The organism is Microbacterium fluminis (genome assembly GCF_051549805.1).
Classification (GTDB): domain Bacteria; phylum Actinomycetota; class Actinomycetes; order Actinomycetales; family Microbacteriaceae; genus Microbacterium.
This window is the reverse complement of record NZ_CP196042.1, coordinates 2,357,173-2,374,082: the sequence shown is the minus strand read 5'-3', so window position 1 is coordinate 2,374,082 and position 16,910 is coordinate 2,357,173. Positions and strand designations below refer to the sequence as shown.

Genomic DNA, 16,910 nt, shown 5'->3' with positions numbered 1-16,910 from the left:
TGCCGACGGCGCCAGCAGCGCCCGCACGCGGCATCCGGACCCCTCACCCACGGGAGCATTTCAGTGCCTGGAGAGAACCTCACCCGCAGCGAGGCGCAGGAGCGCCGCGCGATCGTCGACACCCACGCCTACGACGTGGTGCTCGACCTGACGAAGGGCGCCGAGGTCTTCGGCTCCCGCACCACCGTGCGCTTCTCGGCCACGGACGGCGCCGCCACCTTCATCGACCTCATCGCGCGCGAAGTGCGCTCGATCACCCTCAACGGGCGGGAGATCGATCCGGCCACAGCGTTCGCCGACTCGCGCATCGCCCTCGACGGCCTTGCGGCCGACAACGAGCTGATCGTCGACGCGGACTGCCTCTACACCAACACCGGCGAGGGCCTGCACCGCTTCGTCGACCCGGTCGACGGCGAGGTGTACCTCTACTCGCAGTTCGAGGTGCCCGACTCCCGCCGCATGTTCACGGTATTCGAGCAGCCCGACCTCAAGGCCGCGTTCACGTTCACCGTGACCGCGCCGGCGCAGTGGAAGGTCGTCTCGAACTCCCCCACGCCGGAACCGGAGGCTGTCGGCGACGGCTCCGCCACGTGGCGCTTCGATCCCACGCCGCGCATCTCGTCGTACATCACCGCGCTCATCGCCGGGCCCTACGAGTCGACCTTCTCCGAGCTGACGAGCGCGTCCGGTCGCGTGATCCCGCTCGGCGTCTACGCGCGCAAGAGCCTCTGGCAGCATCTCGACGCCGACTACGTCTTCGACAAGACGCGCGAGGGCTTCGCCTACTACGAGGAGAAGTTCGACTACCCGTACCCGTTCGCGAAGTACGACCAGCTGTTCGTCCCGGAGTTCAACGCCGGGGCGATGGAGAACGCCGGAGCGGTGACGTTCACCGAGGCGTACGTGTTCCGCTCCAAGGTGACGGATGCCGTCAAGGAACGACGCGTCGTCACGATCCTGCACGAGCTCGCCCACATGTGGTTCGGCGACCTGGTCACCATGAAGTGGTGGGACGGACTCTGGCTGAACGAGTCGTTCGCCGAGTGGGCATCGACGATCGCCACGGCCGAGGCCACCGAGTGGACCCAGGCCTGGACGACCTTCAACGCCATGGAGAAGACCTGGGCGTACCGTCAGGACCAGCTGCCTTCGACGCACCCGGTGGTCGCCACCATCAACGACCTCGAGGACGTGCAGGTCAACTTCGACGGCATCACGTACGCCAAGGGCGGCTCGGTGCTCAAGCAGCTGGCCGCATGGGTCGGCATCGACGAGTTCTTCGCCGGCGTCGGGGCGTACTTCCAAAAGAACGAGTGGTCGAACACCGAGCTGTCCGACCTCCTCGGCGAGCTCGAGCGCACCAGCGGCCGCGAGCTGACGGGCTGGTCGAAGAAGTGGCTGGAGACGGCCGGCGTCAACACCCTCACTCCGCTGATCGAAGACGGCCCGGACGGGACCATCTCGCGGTTCGCGATCGTGCAGACGGCTCCCGCCGACTACCCGACCATCCGGCCGCACCGCCTCGGGATCGGCTTCTACAGCCTGCAGGACGGCGCGCTGGTGCGCGTGCACCACCTGGAGCTCGACGTCGACGGCGACCGCACCGACGTGCCCGAGCTCAAGGGCCTCCGCCGCCCCGACCTCGTGCTGCTCAACGACGGCGACCTCGCCTATGCGAAGATCCGCCTCGACGAGCGCAGCCTCAAGACGGCGATCGCGCACCTCGCCGACATCAGCGACCCGCTCGCGCGCTCGCTCGTCTGGGGCGCCGCATGGGACCAGACGCGCGACGCCGAGGCGTCCGCCACCAACTACGTCGACCTCGTCCTGCGCAACATCGGCGCCGAGACCGAGTCCACGACCGTGCGCACGACGCTCGCACAGCTGCAGCTCGCCGCGAACTCCTACGTCGCTCCGGACAAGCGCGACGAGACGCGTCGCCGTGTCGCCGACGGCCTGTGGGCGCTCGCGCAGGCGGCCGAGGCGGGCAGCGATAGCCAGCTGCAGTTCGTGACCGCGTTCGCGAGCGCCGCGGCGACCGCCGATCAGTGGCAGACCGTTCGAGGACTCCGCGACGGCGAGCTCGTGCTCGACGGCCTCGAGATCGACACCGACCTGTCGTGGCAGCTGCTCGGCTCGCTCGCTGCGGGCGGCGTGGTCTCGGCCGCCGAGATCGACGAGGCCCTCTCCGCCGACAACACCGCGAAGGGCGGCGAGTTCGCCGCGCAGGCCAAGGCCGCCCTGCCGACGCTCGAGGCCAAGCGCGCGGCGTGGGACTCGCTCGTGGAGAACGACGATCTCCCCAACACCATCGTCCGCTCCTCGGCGCTCGGGTTCACCCACCCCGCGGGCGTCGCCCTCCTCGCGGAGTTCGTGGCGCCGTACTTCGAGATGCTCCTGCCGATCTGGGAAGCCCGCAGCTACCAGATCGCGCAGTACCTGATCGTGGGGCTCTATCCGGCCGCCCTCGCCAACACCGCACTGCGCGACGCGACCCGCGCGTGGCTCGCCGGACACGCCGATGCGCCGGCCGCACTGCGCCGGCTCGTGCAGGAGAACCTCGCCGGTGTCGAGCGCGCCCTCGCCGTGCAGGAGCGCGACGCGCAGTAGTCCGCGCGCAGAAACGCTGACGGATGCCTCCACCCCGGGGTGGAGGCATCCGTCGTCGTGGCACCGGGGTACCATCGCGTCGGCCGAGGAATCCGCCTCACGGCGGACGCGGCGACGGCAGCGCGATTCCTACGCTGGATGCATGATCGTCGCACAGCAACTCACCAAGCGCTTCGGGGACAAGACCGCCGTCGACAACGTCACCTTCACCGTGCGTCCCGGGAAGGTCACCGGGTTCCTCGGGCCCAACGGTGCCGGTAAGTCCACCACGATGCGCATGATCGTCGGCCTGGACCGGCCCACCTCGGGCGACGTCACCGTGAGCGGTGTCGCCTATCGTCGCCTGCCGTCCCCGCTCACCGAGGTGGGCGTGCTGCTCGACGCCAAGGCGGTGCACACCGGCCGATCCGCCCGCGATCACCTGAGGGCGATGGCCGCCACCCACGGACTTCCGCGTGCCCGCGTCGACGAGGTGATCGAGCTGACCGGCATCCAGTCGGTCGCCGGCAAGCGCGCCGGGAAGTTCTCGCTCGGCATGGGCCAGCGGCTCGGGATCGCGGCGGCCCTGCTCGGCGACCCGCACACGCTCATCCTCGATGAGCCGGTCAACGGGCTCGACCCCGAAGGAGTGCGGTGGGTGCGTCAGTTCGTGCGCCATCTGGCCGCCGAGGGGCGCTCCGTGCTGCTGTCGAGCCACCTCATGAGCGAGATGTCGCTAACGGCGGACCACGTGATCGTGCTCGGCCAGGGCAAGGTGCTCGCCGACGCGCCCCTGGCCGACCTCGTGCAGGCGTGGACCCGGTCGGCGCTCGTCGTGCGGTCCCCCCGGCTGAGTGAACTCGTGTCGGCGCTGGCGTCGCCCGACGTCACCGTCACGGCCGTCCAGCCCGGCGTCGCCGAAATCGCGGGCGTATCGGCCGCCCAGGTCGGCGATCTCGCGGCCGCCCACGGCATCCCGATCCACGAGCTCACTCCCCGCTCCGGCTCCCTCGAGGAGGCGTATCTCGCCCTCACCGGCGACGTCGTCGAGTACAAGACCAAGGAGATCGCATGACCGCCCTCGCTCCCGCCCCCGAGTCCACCCGCGTGCCGCAGCACCCCCGGCCGCGCGTCACGTTCCCGCGACTGCTCCGCAGCGAGTGGATCAAGGTGACGAGCCTGCGCTCCACCTGGTGGTCGCTGGGGATCGCCGCGGTGCTGTCCATCGGCATCTCGATGCTCATCGCCAGCGCGTCGCGCGAGCTCGGCGCCGGGTACCCCGCTGTGAGCGCGATCCTCTCGCCCACGCAGTTCACGATGCTCGTCGCCGGCATCCTCGGAGCGATCGTCGTCACCGGCGAGTACTCCACGGGCATGATCCGATCGACGCTGACCGCGCAGCCGCGCCGCGGGGCGGTGCTGGCGGCGAAAGCCGTCGTCGTGTCGCTGCTCATGGCGCTGACCACCGCCATCGTCTATGCGATCGCGATCGTCGGCACCGCGCCGATCCTCACCGAGGGCATCGACTGGTCGGACGCGCGCGCGTCGATCGTGCCGCTGGCTCTCGGGGTGCTGGCGATGGTCTGCTTCACCCTCCTCGGGCTCGGCTTCGGCTTCATCGTCCGCAACGGAGCCGGAGCGATCGCGATCACCGTCGGCGTGCTGTTCGTGCTGCCGATCGTGCTGACGCTGTTCTCGCTCGGCGGGGAGGCCTGGCGCTGGGTCGTGGACCTCACCCAGTACCTCCCGTCGAACGCTGCCGCCGCCGTCTCCTCCCCCGGGAACGACGATCTGCTGCCGCATCTGCTGACGCTCCTCGGGTGGGTGTTCGTGCCGCTGCTGCTGGGCTGGACGGTGCTCCGCTCCCGCGACGCGTAGAGTCGAGCGGATGCCGCACCCGGCCCGCAAGGTCGTGGGGGGGGGGCCCCCCCCCCCCCCCCCCCCCCCCGCGGGCCCCCCCCCCCCCCGGGGGGTTGCGGGCGGTGGGGGGCCGCCCCCCCCCCCCCCCCCCCCGCCCCCCCCCGCCCCCCCCCCCCCCCCCCCCCCGCCCCCCCCCCCCCCCCCCCCCCCCCCCCCCCCCCCCGACCTGCTGCTCCCCCGCCCACCGGGGATGTTCCGGCGATTCTGGGCACGACACCCCCGTGCCGCCGACATCCTGATCGCCTTCTGGGCGACCGTGCTGTCGCTCCCCGCCGCCACGGTGCGATCGCCCTACCCGGATCCGCCCTCGACCGCGCAGGTGTGGTTGGCGGTCGCCGCCGTCCTGGCCGGCGGCATCATGCTCGTCTGGCGGCGTCGCCGACCGCTCACGGCATTCATGGTGGCCACCGTGCCGATCGTGCTGCTGCCGCCGAGCCTGTCCTCCGCGCTGGAGGTGCTCCCCGCCTTCGCGCTCTACGCGATCGCCGTGTACCGCGGCGTGCGCGCATGCTGGATCGCCTTCGCCGTCGCGGCCGGCCTCCTGTCGCTGTACGGGATCCGGGCGATCCTGCTCGAGCCGGCCGCGACCGGCCTGCACATCAGCTCCTTCGTCTTCGGGATCCTCGCCCTCCTGATCGGCACGCTGTTGGGGATCAACGTCGGGAACCGCCATCGCTACACCGAGGCGCTCATCGACCGATCGCGGCAGCTCCTCGTCGAGCGCGACCGCCGGGCGGAGCACGCGGCGGCCGCCGAGCGCACCCGCATCGCTCGGGAGATGCACGACATCGTCTCCCATTCCCTCACCGTCGTCGTCGCGCTCTCGGAGGGGGCCGCCGCCGCGCCGTCCACCGAGCGCAGCCGCCAGGCCAGTCTGGCCGCCGCCGAAACGGCCCGCGGCGCGCTCGAAGAGATGCGCGCGATGCTGGGAGTGCTCCGCGACACGACGGAGGCGGCGTCGCCGCTCGCCCCGCTGGAGCCGGTCGACCCCGCGGAGGTGGTCGCCACCGCGCAGCGGGCGGGTTACCCGGTCGTCGTCGAGATCACCGGTTCCACCCGGGACGCGCCCCGCGCCGTCCGCTTCGCCCTCGGCCGGGTGGTGCAGGAGGCCGTCACGAACGCGATGCGCCACGCACCCGATGCACGGACCGTGCAGGTGCGCGTGAGCGCCGCCGACTCGACGGTGCGGGTGGAGGTCACCGACGACGGAGCAGGCGCGGCGGCACCGCACGGCGGCGGCGGTTTCGGTCTTCGTGGGCTGCGGGAGCGCATCGACCTGGTCGGCGGCACGTTCTCGGCCGGACCGATCCCGGGAGGGGGCTGGCGGGTGCAGGCCGAGCTGCCGTTGCCGCCGTCGGCCCCGGCCCCCACGCAGCAGCTCGAAGGGAGCGCACCGTGACCGACGGCATCCGGGTCCTGATCGTCGACGACCAGCACCTCATCCGGCTCGGGTTCCGCCTCGTCCTCGAGGCCGAACCCGGCATCGAAGTGGTCGGCGAGGCCTCCGACGGCGCCGAGGCGGTCGTGCTCACGGCGCAGCTGCGACCCGATGTGGTGCTGATGGACGTGCGGATGCCACGGCTGGACGGCATCGCGGCGACGGAGCGGATCGTGGCCACGCAGCCCGATGCCCGGATCCTCATCCTGACCACGTTCGACCTCGACGACTACGCCTTCGCGGCGCTGCGCGCGGGCGCGGGCGGGTTCCTGCTCAAGGACGCCCAAGGCGCCGAGCTCATCTCCGCGGTGCGCGCCGTGCACCGCGGAGATGCGGTGCTGTCTCCGAGGGTGACCCGGCGCATGATCGAGCTCATGGGGTCGCCCGCCGAGGCATCCGCTCCTCCCGGCTACGACGAGCTCACCGCTCGCGAGCGCGAGGTGTTCGCGGCGATCGCGGGTGGCGGCACGAATGCCGAGATCGCCGGGGAGCTGTTCCTCAGCGAGTCCACCGTGAAGACGCACGTCAGCCGGGTGCTCGCCAAGATCGGTGCGCGCGACCGGGTGCACGCCGTGATCATCGCGCACCGTCACGGACTGGCGGGACCCGCCGCGTGATCACCTCGTGCCGGCCGTTCAGCCGGCGCCGAGGCGCCCCTCGTTAGCATGGATCCGATGTTCTCCGCCTCTGTCGACCCGACCCCCTCGCCCTCCTCCACCGGCCTGGCCGCCCTCACCGATCCCACGTTCTGGGGCCAGGTGCTCGCGTTCTTCGGCGAGGCCGGCCAGAACCTGCTGGGCGTCGCGATCATCGTCGCGCTCGGCTTCCTCATCGCCTGGGTGATGCGGGTGATCATCCGCCGTGTCGTCAGCCGCATCGTGAACGGCGCGAAGAACAAGGCCCGCGTCGACGACACGCAGGCCCTCGACCGCTCGCCGCTGTCGGCGATCCGCCTGGTGCAGCGCACCCGCACCCTCGGCACGATCCTGCAGAACATCGTCAACGTCACGGTCGTGCTCGTCGTGCTGCTGCTGTCGATCAACGTCCTCGCCCCGAACGTCCTCGGCTCGCTCGCGCTGCTGACCGCCGCGATCGGCGCCGGACTGGGCTTCGGCGCGCAGAACATCGTCAAGGACGTCCTCAACGGCATCTTCATCGTGGCGGAGGATCAGGTCGGCATCGGCGACGTCGTCGACCTGGGTCTGGCCACCGGCATCGTCGAGTACGTCAGCGTGCGCATCACGCACGTGCGCGACGTCAACGGCACCCTGTGGTACGTGCGCAACGGCGAGATCACCCGCATCGGCAACATGTCGCAGGGCTGGTCCCGGGTCATCATCGACCTGGCCGTGCCGGTCGATGCCGACATCACCGAGGTGGAGGGCGCGATGCTCACCGCCGCGAAGGACCTCGCGGAGGACCCGAAGTGGCGCTCGCGCGTGCTCGAGGCTCCCGAGGTGTGGGGACTGGAGTCCATCACCGGCGACGCGCTGGTGATCCGCCTCGTCATGAAGACGCGCTCCAGCGCGAAGGACGACGTCGCGCGCGAGCTGCGCGTGCGCCTCAAGCGCGCCATCGACGAACTCGGCATCCAGCTGCCGCAGCTCAACTCGATCATGCTCACCGGGTTGGAGGGCGCCGGGCGGGTGCGCGGCGCCAACCCGCCGAAGACCAAGCCGACTCCCATCCCGGCGTCGGCCGCCGAGGGTGCCGTCTGGAAGCCCAAGAAGAAGCCGCACGTCGCCCCGACGCCCGAAAAGGAGTCGGCGGACGGGCCCGCGCGTGCCGCCGACAAGGGCGCGCCGCACGCCGGGCGAGCAGGGGACGGCCCGCAGACCGCGGAGGACGAGGACGCGTGAGCGATCCCGGACTGCCCTCCCCCGGTTTCTACGACGAGATCGGCGGCCATGCCGCGTTCGTGCGCCTCGTCGACGTGTTCTACGACGGAGTGGCCTCCGACGAGGTTCTCCGGCCGATGTACCCGGAGGAGGATCTCGGCCCCGCGAAGGAGCGCCTGACGATGTTCCTCGAGCAGTACTGGGGCGGTCCGACGACCTACAGTCAGCAGCGCGGCCACCCGAGGCTGCGCATGCGGCATCTGCCGTTCCATGTGAATCCGGACGCCCGCGACCGCTGGATCGCGCATATGCGCACCGCCGTCGACGCGCTCGAGTTGTCGCCGCTCCACGAGGCCACTCTGTGGGATTACCTGCAGCGCGCGGCCCACGCCATGGTGAACACGTTCGAACCCACGCCGAAGGAGTCGTGATGTCCGCAGCCCCGCAGACCGCCGCAGCCGATGTGCTCGTGATCGGCTGGGGGCTGTCCGGCCTCGTCGCCGCCGCCGAGGCGGTCGCTGCCGGAAAGCGCGTGATCATCGTCGACCAGGAGCCGCGCAGCAATCTGGGCGGTCAGGCGTGGTGGTCCTTCGGCGGACTCTTCCTCGTCGACTCCCCCGAGCAGCGTCGCCTCGGCGTGCGCGACTCGCTCGAACTCGCGCGCCAGGACTGGTTCGGCACCGCCGGATTCGACCGGGACGAGGATGCCTGGCCACGACGCTGGGCCGAGGCGTACCTGCAGTTCGCGGCCGGCGAGAAGCGGTCCTGGCTGCGGGAGAAGGGCATCGGATTCTTCCCCGTCGTGGGGTGGGCCGAACGCGGCGGGTACACCGCGACCGGCCCGGGCAACAGCGTTCCACGGTTCCACATCACGTGGGGCACCGGCCCCGGTGTCGTCGCACCGTTCCAGGCCGAGATCGACACCGCCGAGGCGCACGGCCGCCTCACGGTCCTCCCCCGCCACCGCGTCACCGCGCTCACCCGCGCCGGCGCCGCCGTCACCGGGGCGATCGGCGAGATCCTGGCGCCCTCCAACGCCCCTCGGGGCGTCGCGACGGTCCGTGAGGTCGTCGGGACCTTCGAGATCTCCGCCGGCGCGACGATCGTGACCTCGGGCGGCATCGGGGGCGACCACGACCTCGTGCGCGCCCAGTGGCCGCAGCGACTCGGCTCCCCGCCCACCGAGATGCTCACCGGCGTGCCCGCCTACGTCGACGGCTCGATGCAGCCGGTCGCCCGTGCCGCCGGCGCGCGGCTCATCAACGGCGATCGCATGTGGCACTACGTCGAGGGGATCGGCAACCACGATCCGATCTGGCCGGGTCACGGCATCCGGATCCTCCCCGGCCCCTCATCGGTCTGGCTCGATGCCACCGGCCGCCGCCTCCCGGCGCCCCTGTTCCCCGGGTTCGACACGCTCGGCACGCTCGCACACCTGCGCGCGACGGGCCACGACCACTCGTGGTTCGTGCTCTCGCAGCGCATCGTCGAGAAGGAGTTCACCCTCTCCGGCAGCGAGCAGAACCCCGATCTGACCGGCAAGGACGTGAAGTTGCTGCTGCGCTCCCGGCTCGGCAAGGGTGCTGCAGGCCCGGTGCAGGCGTTCCTCGACCACGGGGAGGACTTCGTCGTGCGCGACACGCTCGACGCCCTCCTCGCCGGGATGCGGGTACTGCCCGGTGGAGAGCACCTCGACCCCGAACGCGTGCGTCATGAGCTCGAGGCGCGCGACCGGGAGATCGACAACGACTTCACGAAGGACGCCCAGATCGCGATGCTGCGCTCGGCCCGCGCGTTCCGCGGCGACCGCCTCATCCGGACGGCGACGCCTCATCGCATCCTCGATCCGGACGCGGGACCCCTCATCGCGGTGCGGCTGCGCGTGGTGACCCGCAAGTCCCTCGGCGGCGTCGAGACCGACCTCGACGCCCGTGCCCTGGGCGACGACGGCGCGCCGGTTCCCGGTCTGTTCGCCGCGGGTGAGGCCAGCGGCTTCGGCGGGGGCGGAGTCCACGGATACCGCGCGCTGGAGGGCACGTTCCTGGGCGGATGCCTCTTCTCCGGCCGTATCGCCGGGCGCGCGGCCGCCGCCGCGGTCTGATGGTCCTCGCGGGCCTCAGCCCCGCGGCGCCCCCGTCGTGCGCACGGCGGTGAGTCCGGAGCGCACCGGCCTGCGCACCAGGACGTGGCCGCGGTCGAGGGTCAGGCGCACCCAGGATCCGCCTTCGCGCACGCGTGCCTCCTCCTGCCCGCCGATGAACCCCATCGCGAACGCCGCGAACGCCGTGCCGCGCGGCAGGTCGTGCAGCGCCGCATCCGCCTCCCCCCACACCGTCGCGCGCACGCTGCGCACGACGTCCTCGCCCGGATCGGCCGGAAGCGCCTCGGCGACGGCCGCGATCCCCCACTGCGCCCGGGACGCGAGGGTCGACGCCTCGATCGGGCTCATCGCCGACCAGCCGCCGCGCGGCGGGGAGATGCCCGCCCACGCGGGCGAGACCGCGGTGTCCGGGAGCAGAAGCGTCACGTCGTCGACGGCGCGGAGAGCGGATGCCTCCACCACGAGGTCGCACTCCAGCTCGGGGTCGACGGGCAGCGCGCGCAGCGCCAGGATCGTCGGCGTCGGATCGAGCAGCCCGCGCGGCGCCAGCGGTGCGGCGGTCATGGCCAGCGTGCCGCCCGCCGCCTGCAGCCGGACCCCGCCGTCGCCGAGCCGCGCAGCACGTCCGGCGAAGGTGAGCGCGTCGGCCGCGGCATCCGGATCGGGGAACGGGATGCGCGCGGACATCCGCCTAAACTACCAACGCGCGGTCCCCGCCGCGGCAGGAACGGAGACGCTGTGACCGAGGCCCCCGCCACCGACACCGCCTCGGCGGCTCTCGCCTCGATGCTCGCCGTGCTCGACCTCACGGGTTCGGACGCGCGCACCACGGAGGACATCTTCACGGGGCAGTCGCAGGCGATGCCGCTGGGCCGCGTCTACGGCGGGCAGGTGCTGGCGCAGTCCATCGTCGCCGCCTCGCGCACGCTGCCGCCCGAGCGCACACCGCACTCGATGCACGGCTACTTCCTGCGCCCCGGCGACGCGAGCACGGGGATCACCTTCTCGGTCGACCGGATCCACGACGGCCGTTCGTTCTCCACGCGCCGGACGCAGGCGTTCCAGTCCGGCGTGCCCATCTTCTCGATGATCGCCTCGTTCCAGGACGAGGATCCCGGCCTCGATCATCAGTCGCCCATGCCCGAGGGGCTCCCCGGTCCCGACGAACTGCCCGACCTCGACACCGTGCTGGCCGGTCAGCCGGCGGCATCGCGCCGGCTGCTGAGCGATCGTCCGGTGGACCTGCGCCACATCCCCTCCCCCATCTACACGGAGGCCGACGAGATGCGCTCGCCCGCCCAGGCCGTCTGGATGCGGACCCGTGGACGACTGCCCGATGATCCGGCGCTGCACCGCGCCGCGCTCGCCTATCTCAGCGACCTGACGATCCAGGAGTCCGTGCTGCGCGCCCACGGCGTCGCCTGGGCGACCCCGGGGCTGAAGGTCGCGAGTCTCGACCACGCCATGTGGTGGCACCGCCCTGGCCGGGTCGACGAGTGGATGCTCTACGTCCAGGAGTCTCCGAGCGCCCGCGGCGGGCGCGGACTGGCGCACGGTCGGATCTACTCCCGCGACGGGGTCCTGCTGGCCAGTGTCGCGCAGGAGATCATGGTGCGGGTCCCCGATCCCGACGAATGAGCCCTCGACCGCTGCGGCTCGTGCGCCGGGTTCAGCGACGGTGCGCGAAGACGATGGGAGCCCCGACGTACGGCTCCCAGGCGGCGCGCTCCTCGGCGCCGACCCGGAGGGGACGGCCGGTCGCGGCATCCGCCTTCACCACCACCGCCGTCGACCGTGCGTACAGCACCTGCCGACCGGTCAGATGGGCGGTCTCGACCGGGCTGTACACCTCGTAGCAGACGTCGACGCTGGATCCGCCGATCTTGCCGAACCACAGCTGCACATCGAGCGGATGCCTCTGATAAGGCACCGGCGCGAGGTACTCGATCTCCTGCCGGGCGATCAGAGTGAGCACACCCGCGTGGAGGCTGGAGTCGAGCACCGCCGTGGACGGGCCCTCTTCTCCGGCCTCCGGGCGCCAGAAGGCGCGCACCCGCGCCTCCTCGAGCAGCTTCAGCATCGAGGTGTTGTTGACGTGGTTGAACGCGTCGAGGTCCCCCCACCGCAGCGCGATGGGGATGTGCAGTCGGTCGTGTCCTGAACCCGTCGACGGATCAGTCACGGGTGAGCTTGCGGTACGTGGACCGGCTGGGGTTGGCCGCGTCCGCTCCCAGGCGCTCGATCTTGTTCTCCTCGTACGCCTCGAAGTTACCCTCGAACCAGTACCACTTGTCGGGGTGCTCCTCGGTGCCCTCGTACGCCAGGATGTGCGTGGCGATGCGATCGAGGAACCACCGGTCGTGGGTGATGACCACGGCGCATCCAGGGAACTCCAGCAGCGCGTTCTCCAGGGAGCTGAGCGTCTCGACGTCGAGGTCGTTGGTCGGCTCGTCGAGGAGGAGGAGGTTGCCGCCCTCCTTGAGCGTCAGGGCGAGGTTGAGACGGTTGCGCTCACCACCGGAGAGCACGCCGGCCTTCTTCTGCTGGTCGGGGCCTTTGAATCCGAACTTCGACACGTAGGCGCGCGAGGGGATCTCGGTCTTGCCGACGGTGATGATGTCGAGTCCGTCGGAGACGACCTCCCACAGGGTCTTCTGGGGGTCGATGTTGGCGCGACTCTGGTCGACGTAGCTGATCTTGACGGTCTCGCCGATCTTCAGGTCGCCGCCGTCGAGGGGCTCGAGACCGACGATCGTCTTGAACAGCGTCGTCTTTCCGACGCCGTTCGGACCGATCACCCCGACGATCCCGTTCGGCGGGAGGCTGAAGGTGAGGCCGTCGATGAGCGAGCGGCCGTCGAAGCCCTTCGCGAGCTTCTTCGCCTCGATCACGATGCTGCCCAGGCGGGGACCGGCGGGGATCTGGATCTCCTCGAAGTCGAGCTTCTTGGTGCGCTCGGCCTCGGCGGCCATCTCCTCGTAGCGGGCCAGACGCGCCTTCGACTTGACCTGGCGGCCCTTCGCGTTCGAGCGCACCCACTCCAGCTCGTCCTTCAGGCGCTTGGCGAGCTTCGCGTCCTTCTTGCCCTGGACCTCGAGGCGCTGACCCTTCTTCTCGAGGTAGGTCGAGTAGTTGCCCTCGTACGGGTAGAGGTGACCCCGATCGACCTCGGCGATCCACTCCGCGACGTTGTCGAGGAAGTACCGGTCGTGGGTGATGGCGATCACGGCGCCCTTGTAGGCCTGCAGATGCTGTTCCAGCCACAGCACGCTCTCGGCGTCGAGGTGGTTGGTGGGCTCGTCGAGGAGCAGCAGATCGGGCTTCTGGAGCAGGAGCTTGGCGAGGGCGACACGACGTCGCTCACCGCCCGACAGCGGAACGACCGAGGCATCGCCCGGCGGCGTGCGCAGCGCGGACATGGCCTGCTCGAGCTGGGAGTCGAGGTCCCAGCCGTCGGCGGCGTCGATCTCCTCCTGCAGCGTGCCCATCTCGGCCAGGAGCGCGTCGAAGTCGGCATCGGGGTCTGCCATGAGCGCCGAGATCTCGTTGAAGCGGTCGAGCTTCGGCTTGATCGCCACACCGTCCTGGATGTTCTCCAGGACCGTCTTGGAATCGTCGAGCTCGGGCTCCTGCATGAGGATGCCCACCGAGAACCCCGGGGTCAGCTTGGCCTCCCCGTTGGACGGCGTGTCGAGCCCGGCCATGATCTTGAGGATCGTGGACTTCCCCGCGCCGTTCGGACCGACCATTCCGATCTTCGCGCCCGGGAGGAACGACATCGTGACGTCGTCGAGGATGAGCTTCTCGCCGACCGCCTTGCGGGCACGGACCATCGAGTAGATGTATTCAGCCATAGCCGGTCCAGTCTACGGGGCGGCGCCTGCCGCCCGTTCCCCCGACTACCAGTCGATGGGGCGGGTCGCGCCGAGCAGGCAGCCGCCGTCGGCCAGCGCCGGAGCGACGATCGTGACCGCCGTGCCGATCGCCGGCCCCACCTGTCCGATCAGGCAGGCCTGGCCCGACAGCACGGCGAACTCGATGCTCTCGGCGGGGTTGCCCACTGCGGAGGTGTCGGGTGTGAGCTGCATCGCGGTCTTGTCGAATCCCGCGGCCACGAGCGCATCGATGTACGCCCGCCCCGTCACCTGCTCGGGACCGGCCCACACGCCCTCGACGATCTGTCGGAAGAACGGGAGGTTCTCCTGTGCGGTTCCACCGCGGACGAGCGCCGGGGCCGTCGGGGTCGCGGTGGGCGACGCCGAGGCGGTGGTCTGCGACGGGGCGGGCTGATCGGGCGCGGGAGTCATCGCCGTGCAGCCGGACACGGCGATCGCGACCCCGAGTCCGAGCGCGATGGCCGTGCCCCTGACGGCGCCCCTCGGCGCGCGCCCCGTGCCGGCGCGCCGGCACGGGCGATGAGCGGGGCGGCGAGTCACGCAGAGAGTCTATGTGGGCCGCCCCACCGCGCCCGGCGAGCCTCAGAACGGGGTGTCGGCATCGGCGCCGACCAGCTCGCGATCGGACGGCACCGTGGGCGGTGCGGGATCGGCGCCGGGGACCGACCATCCGCCGTCGGCGGCGAGCGGTGCCGATGAGGCATCGGCTCCTTCTCCGGGCTGAGGTGCCGGCCACTGCTCGGCCGTGCCGGAGTCGCCGACGTCGGACGCTCCGGCGGCGCGGGCCGACCGGTAGCGGGTGGTCCCCCAGCGCAGATCGTGTCCGAGGGCGTCGGCGTCGATCTCGACGGCGAGTCCCTTGCGATCGCCCGCCTCCCACTGCCGCAGGCGCAAGCGACCCGTGAGGATCACCCGGTCGCCCTTCGCCAGCGACGCATAGGCGTGATCGGCCAGGCTGCGGAAGGTCGACACCGAGTACCAGTTGGTCTGCCCGTCGATCCACGTGTTCGCGGAGCGATCGAACCGCCGCTCGGTGCTCGCCACGCGGAAGGTGGTGATGGACAGTCCGTTGGGCCCGTGCCGCAGCTCGGGGACGGTGGCGATGTTGCCGGTGACGGTGATGACGTCGCTCATGACGCATCCTCTCTGTTCGCTGTCGGGGACCTTCCCCGGTGTCGCGCCGGTGCCCGAGTGCCCGTCGGACACCGACGCAGGTTCAGCTTGCGATCGGGGGGACGCGCGCGGGTCCGATCCGCCGTGTCGGTGGACGGATCCATTCCTGCGACGACCTGGGGAGGAATCGGCGCGTGCCGTCGGAGGGCGGATGTCGGAGGTCGCACATATCTTCGAATGCGAAAGGAGTCCTCATGTCCACGATGACCGCATCACCGCTCGACGACACGGCGGACGTTCCGGCGGCAGCCCGGAGCGTCCGGTTCCACGCGACCGCCGCCGGCCCGGGGCTGTGGCGCCTGATCGACGTCCGCGGGCTCGTCGTCGGCCATCTGCGCCGCGTTCCCGCGCCTCACGGCGACCGGTTCCGCGTCGAGCGCTACCACCCCGGGTCGCGATCGTTCCGCGTGCTCGGCGAGTTCTGGTCGTGCGCGCAGGCGGTCGAGTGCCTGCGATTCGCACGCTGAGCGCAGCCGGCGTGGGGCTACACCACCGCCTCCCAGCGGGCTTCGAAGTGTCTCGGACTGTCGCCCCGCACCCGTTCCCACGACTCGGCCAGGCCCGCGACGGCGCGCGTCAGCAGCTCCGGAGCCGCGGTGAACGGGATCCTCAGGTGCCGATCGTGTCCCCCGTCGACGGAGAACCGCGGTCCCGCCGACAGAAGCACGCCGCGCCCGCGCGCCTCCATCACGAGCGCGGCGCTGAGCGGGGCATCCAACCCCACCCAGAGCGACACACCTCCCGCCACCCGCGGCACCTGCCAGCCGGGCAGCGCCGACTCCAGCGCCTGCACGAGCGCGTCCCGCCCGAGCCGCAGGAACGCCGAGCGCTGCGCGACGATCTCGTCCATCCGAGGGAACAGGGCCGCAGCGACACACTGCTCGAACTCCGGCGTGCCGAGTTCGTGGGTCGACCTCGCGGCCACGAGGCGGCGGATGAGCGGCGCCTCGGCGCGGATCCAACCGATCCGCAGGCCGCCCCAGACGGTCTTGCCGAGCGATCCGATGCGCACGATGCTTCCGGGCTGCGCGGCGTGGAAGGCCGCGGCGGATTCGCCCCGATCGATGTCGAGGTCGGCGGTGGTCTCGTCGAGCACGAGCGTGCACCCCACTCGCTCGGCCGCGGTCACCATGACGTGCCGGTCCTCCGCCGTCATCGTGCGTCCGGTCGGGTTCTGGAAGTCGGGCATGAGATACGCGAGCACCGGGAGCGTCCGCGCGAACGCCTGCTCGGCGCGGTCGAGGTCCCAGCCGTCCGAGGTGGTCACGGGCACCCCGACCAGGCGCGCCCCCGCCTGCCGCAGCGCGTCCGCGGCGTGCGGATACGTGGGGGTCTCCACCAGAACTCGATCCCCGCGTCCGAGCAGCACGGTCGCGAGGAGGTGGATGGCGGACTGCGCCCCCGTCGTCACGAGGATCTCGTCGGGACTGGTCGGCACACCCCTGCGCGCATAGTGCTCGGCGATCCGCGCGCGCAGTTCCGATCGCCCGACGATGTCGTACCCGACGCGCGCGACCAGAGACGTCGCCGCGGCGGCCGTCTCGGCGAACACTCCGGCCAGTCCGGGCCATGCGGGCGGGCTCGCCTGCTGCAGGTCGATCGTGCCGTGCGCGGCGTCCTCCCGGCCGGGATCGGCGCGTCGCAGCGGAAGGGTGACGCTCCCCGACCCGCGGGTGCTCTCGATGTGCGTCGTGTCGCGCAGGCTCCGGTAGGCCGCGGCCACGGTCGTGCGGCTCACCCCGAGCGCGGCGGCCAGCTCCCGTTCGGCGGGGAGCGCGGTGCGCGGCGCGAGCCGGTTGTCGAGGCAGAGCAGGCGGATGCCGTCGGCCAGCGCCTCGTAGGCAGGCTCGCGGGTGCGCCAGCCACCGAGGGCGCCGGAGAGCGTTCGCGCGGAGATGCGGGAGTCCATCGATCCAGGGTATCCGGATTGGACTGGTGCGCGAGAGCCAATCCTA

Annotated in this window: 16 protein-coding genes; 10 read left to right on the top strand and 6 right to left on the bottom strand. The window is 71.4% G+C overall.

Features of this window, described 5'->3' with window-relative positions; translation table 11 throughout:
• The first annotated feature begins 63 nt into the window (after positions 1 to 63).
• The 8 genes from pepN (at position 64) to ACSJDX_RS11440 (ending at position 9,886) form a co-directional block, all read left to right on the top strand.
• Complete coding sequence (gene pepN, locus ACSJDX_RS11475) at positions 64 to 2,610, top strand: aminopeptidase N (RefSeq protein WP_438352805.1); 2,547 nt, start codon at positions 64 to 66, stop codon at positions 2,608 to 2,610.
• Positions 2,611 to 2,752: 142 nt separating this feature from the next.
• A complete protein-coding gene (locus ACSJDX_RS11470; RefSeq protein WP_438352804.1) occupies positions 2,753 to 3,664 on the top strand; it encodes an ABC transporter ATP-binding protein in 912 nt (303 codons plus the stop codon).
• Positions 3,661 to 4,467 (top strand): ABC transporter permease subunit, encoded by an 807-nt coding sequence (locus tag ACSJDX_RS11465; RefSeq protein WP_438352803.1) that lies wholly within the window; start codon positions 3,661 to 3,663, stop codon positions 4,465 to 4,467. Before ACSJDX_RS11470 ends, ACSJDX_RS11465 begins: the two co-directional genes overlap by 4 nt.
• Before the next feature lie 232 nt (positions 4,468 to 4,699).
• Positions 4,700 to 5,908, top strand: coding sequence for a sensor histidine kinase (locus tag ACSJDX_RS11460; RefSeq protein ID WP_438352802.1), 1,209 nt, complete (start codon positions 4,700 to 4,702; stop codon positions 5,906 to 5,908).
• Complete coding sequence (locus tag ACSJDX_RS11455; protein WP_438352801.1) at positions 5,905 to 6,564, top strand: response regulator; 660 nt, start codon at positions 5,905 to 5,907, stop codon at positions 6,562 to 6,564. Before ACSJDX_RS11460 ends, ACSJDX_RS11455 begins: the two co-directional genes overlap by 4 nt.
• Before the next feature lie 57 nt (positions 6,565 to 6,621).
• Positions 6,622 to 7,806, top strand: coding sequence for a mechanosensitive ion channel family protein (locus tag ACSJDX_RS11450; protein WP_438352800.1), 1,185 nt, complete (start codon positions 6,622 to 6,624; stop codon positions 7,804 to 7,806).
• Entirely contained in the window at positions 7,803 to 8,216 is a 414-nt protein-coding gene (locus ACSJDX_RS11445) for a globin (protein WP_438352799.1), read from the top strand. Before ACSJDX_RS11450 ends, ACSJDX_RS11445 begins: the two co-directional genes overlap by 4 nt.
• On the top strand, positions 8,216 to 9,886 hold the full coding sequence (locus tag ACSJDX_RS11440) for an FAD-binding dehydrogenase (RefSeq protein ID WP_438352798.1): 1,671 nt from the start codon (positions 8,216 to 8,218) through the stop codon (positions 9,884 to 9,886). Before ACSJDX_RS11445 ends, ACSJDX_RS11440 begins: the two co-directional genes overlap by 1 nt.
• A 15-nt stretch (positions 9,887 to 9,901) precedes the next feature.
• Here the strand turns inward: ACSJDX_RS11440 and ACSJDX_RS11435 are convergent, their stop codons facing one another.
• A complete protein-coding gene (locus ACSJDX_RS11435) occupies positions 9,902 to 10,573 on the bottom strand; it encodes a hypothetical protein (RefSeq protein ID WP_438352797.1) in 672 nt (223 codons plus the stop codon).
• 99 nt (positions 10,574 to 10,672) lie between these two features.
• On the opposite strand from ACSJDX_RS11435, the gene ACSJDX_RS11430 reads away from it, so the two are divergent.
• Positions 10,673 to 11,524: an acyl-CoA thioesterase gene (locus ACSJDX_RS11430; protein ID WP_438354977.1), complete on the top strand. Its 852-nt coding sequence runs from the start codon at positions 10,673 to 10,675 to the stop codon at positions 11,522 to 11,524.
• Between the two features lie 31 nt (positions 11,525 to 11,555).
• Here ACSJDX_RS11430 and ACSJDX_RS11425 read toward each other — a convergent pair whose 3' ends face one another.
• From ACSJDX_RS11425 to ssb, 4 genes are read right to left on the bottom strand one after another with little or no spacing between them, the layout of a single operon-like run.
• Positions 11,556 to 12,068, bottom strand: a complete 513-nt coding sequence (locus ACSJDX_RS11425; RefSeq protein ID WP_438352796.1) for an acyl-CoA thioesterase — start codon at positions 12,066 to 12,068, stop codon at positions 11,556 to 11,558.
• Positions 12,061 to 13,740 carry an energy-dependent translational throttle protein EttA gene (ettA, locus tag ACSJDX_RS11420; protein ID WP_438352795.1) on the bottom strand — a complete coding sequence of 560 codons (1,680 nt, stop codon included), beginning with the start codon at positions 13,738 to 13,740 and terminating at the stop codon, positions 12,061 to 12,063. Before ettA ends, ACSJDX_RS11425 begins: the two co-directional genes overlap by 8 nt.
• Positions 13,741 to 13,785: 45 nt before the next feature.
• Complete coding sequence (locus ACSJDX_RS11415) at positions 13,786 to 14,322, bottom strand: DUF6993 domain-containing protein (RefSeq protein WP_438352794.1); 537 nt, start codon at positions 14,320 to 14,322, stop codon at positions 13,786 to 13,788.
• A 42-nt stretch (positions 14,323 to 14,364) separates the two neighbouring features.
• On the bottom strand, positions 14,365 to 14,916 hold the full coding sequence (gene ssb, locus ACSJDX_RS11410) for a single-stranded DNA-binding protein (RefSeq protein ID WP_438352793.1): 552 nt from the start codon (positions 14,914 to 14,916) through the stop codon (positions 14,365 to 14,367).
• A 233-nt stretch (positions 14,917 to 15,149) separates the two neighbouring features.
• On the opposite strand from ssb, the gene ACSJDX_RS11405 reads away from it, so the two are divergent.
• Positions 15,150 to 15,422, top strand: coding sequence for a hypothetical protein (locus ACSJDX_RS11405; RefSeq protein ID WP_438352792.1), 273 nt, complete (start codon positions 15,150 to 15,152; stop codon positions 15,420 to 15,422).
• A gap of 17 nt (positions 15,423 to 15,439) precedes the next feature.
• Here ACSJDX_RS11405 and ACSJDX_RS11400 read toward each other — a convergent pair whose 3' ends face one another.
• Complete coding sequence (locus ACSJDX_RS11400) at positions 15,440 to 16,864, bottom strand: PLP-dependent aminotransferase family protein (protein WP_438352791.1); 1,425 nt, start codon at positions 16,862 to 16,864, stop codon at positions 15,440 to 15,442.
• Positions 16,865 to 16,910 lie beyond the last annotated feature (46 nt).

Coding starts and splice junctions, on each gene's coding strand:
- ACSJDX_RS11470 (WP_438352804.1), top strand. CDS start 2,753: ATGATCGTCGCACAGCAACTCACCAAGCGCTTCGGGGACAAGACCGCC.
- ACSJDX_RS11465 (WP_438352803.1), top strand. CDS start 3,661: ATGACCGCCCTCGCTCCCGCCCCCGAGTCCACCCGCGTGCCGCAGCAC.
- ACSJDX_RS11460 (WP_438352802.1), top strand. CDS start 4,700: ATGTTCCGGCGATTCTGGGCACGACACCCCCGTGCCGCCGACATCCTG.
- ACSJDX_RS11450 (WP_438352800.1), top strand. CDS start 6,622: ATGTTCTCCGCCTCTGTCGACCCGACCCCCTCGCCCTCCTCCACCGGC.
- ACSJDX_RS11440 (WP_438352798.1), top strand. CDS start 8,216: ATGTCCGCAGCCCCGCAGACCGCCGCAGCCGATGTGCTCGTGATCGGC.
- ACSJDX_RS11435 (WP_438352797.1), bottom strand. CDS start 10,573: ATGTCCGCGCGCATCCCGTTCCCCGATCCGGATGCCGCGGCCGACGCG.
- ACSJDX_RS11430 (WP_438354977.1), top strand. CDS start 10,673: ATGCTCGCCGTGCTCGACCTCACGGGTTCGGACGCGCGCACCACGGAG.
- ettA (WP_438352795.1), bottom strand. CDS start 13,740: ATGGCTGAATACATCTACTCGATGGTCCGTGCCCGCAAGGCGGTCGGC.
- ssb (WP_438352793.1), bottom strand. CDS start 14,916: ATGAGCGACGTCATCACCGTCACCGGCAACATCGCCACCGTCCCCGAG.
- ACSJDX_RS11405 (WP_438352792.1), top strand. CDS start 15,150: ATGTCCACGATGACCGCATCACCGCTCGACGACACGGCGGACGTTCCG.
- ACSJDX_RS11400 (WP_438352791.1), bottom strand. CDS start 16,864: ATGGACTCCCGCATCTCCGCGCGAACGCTCTCCGGCGCCCTCGGTGGC.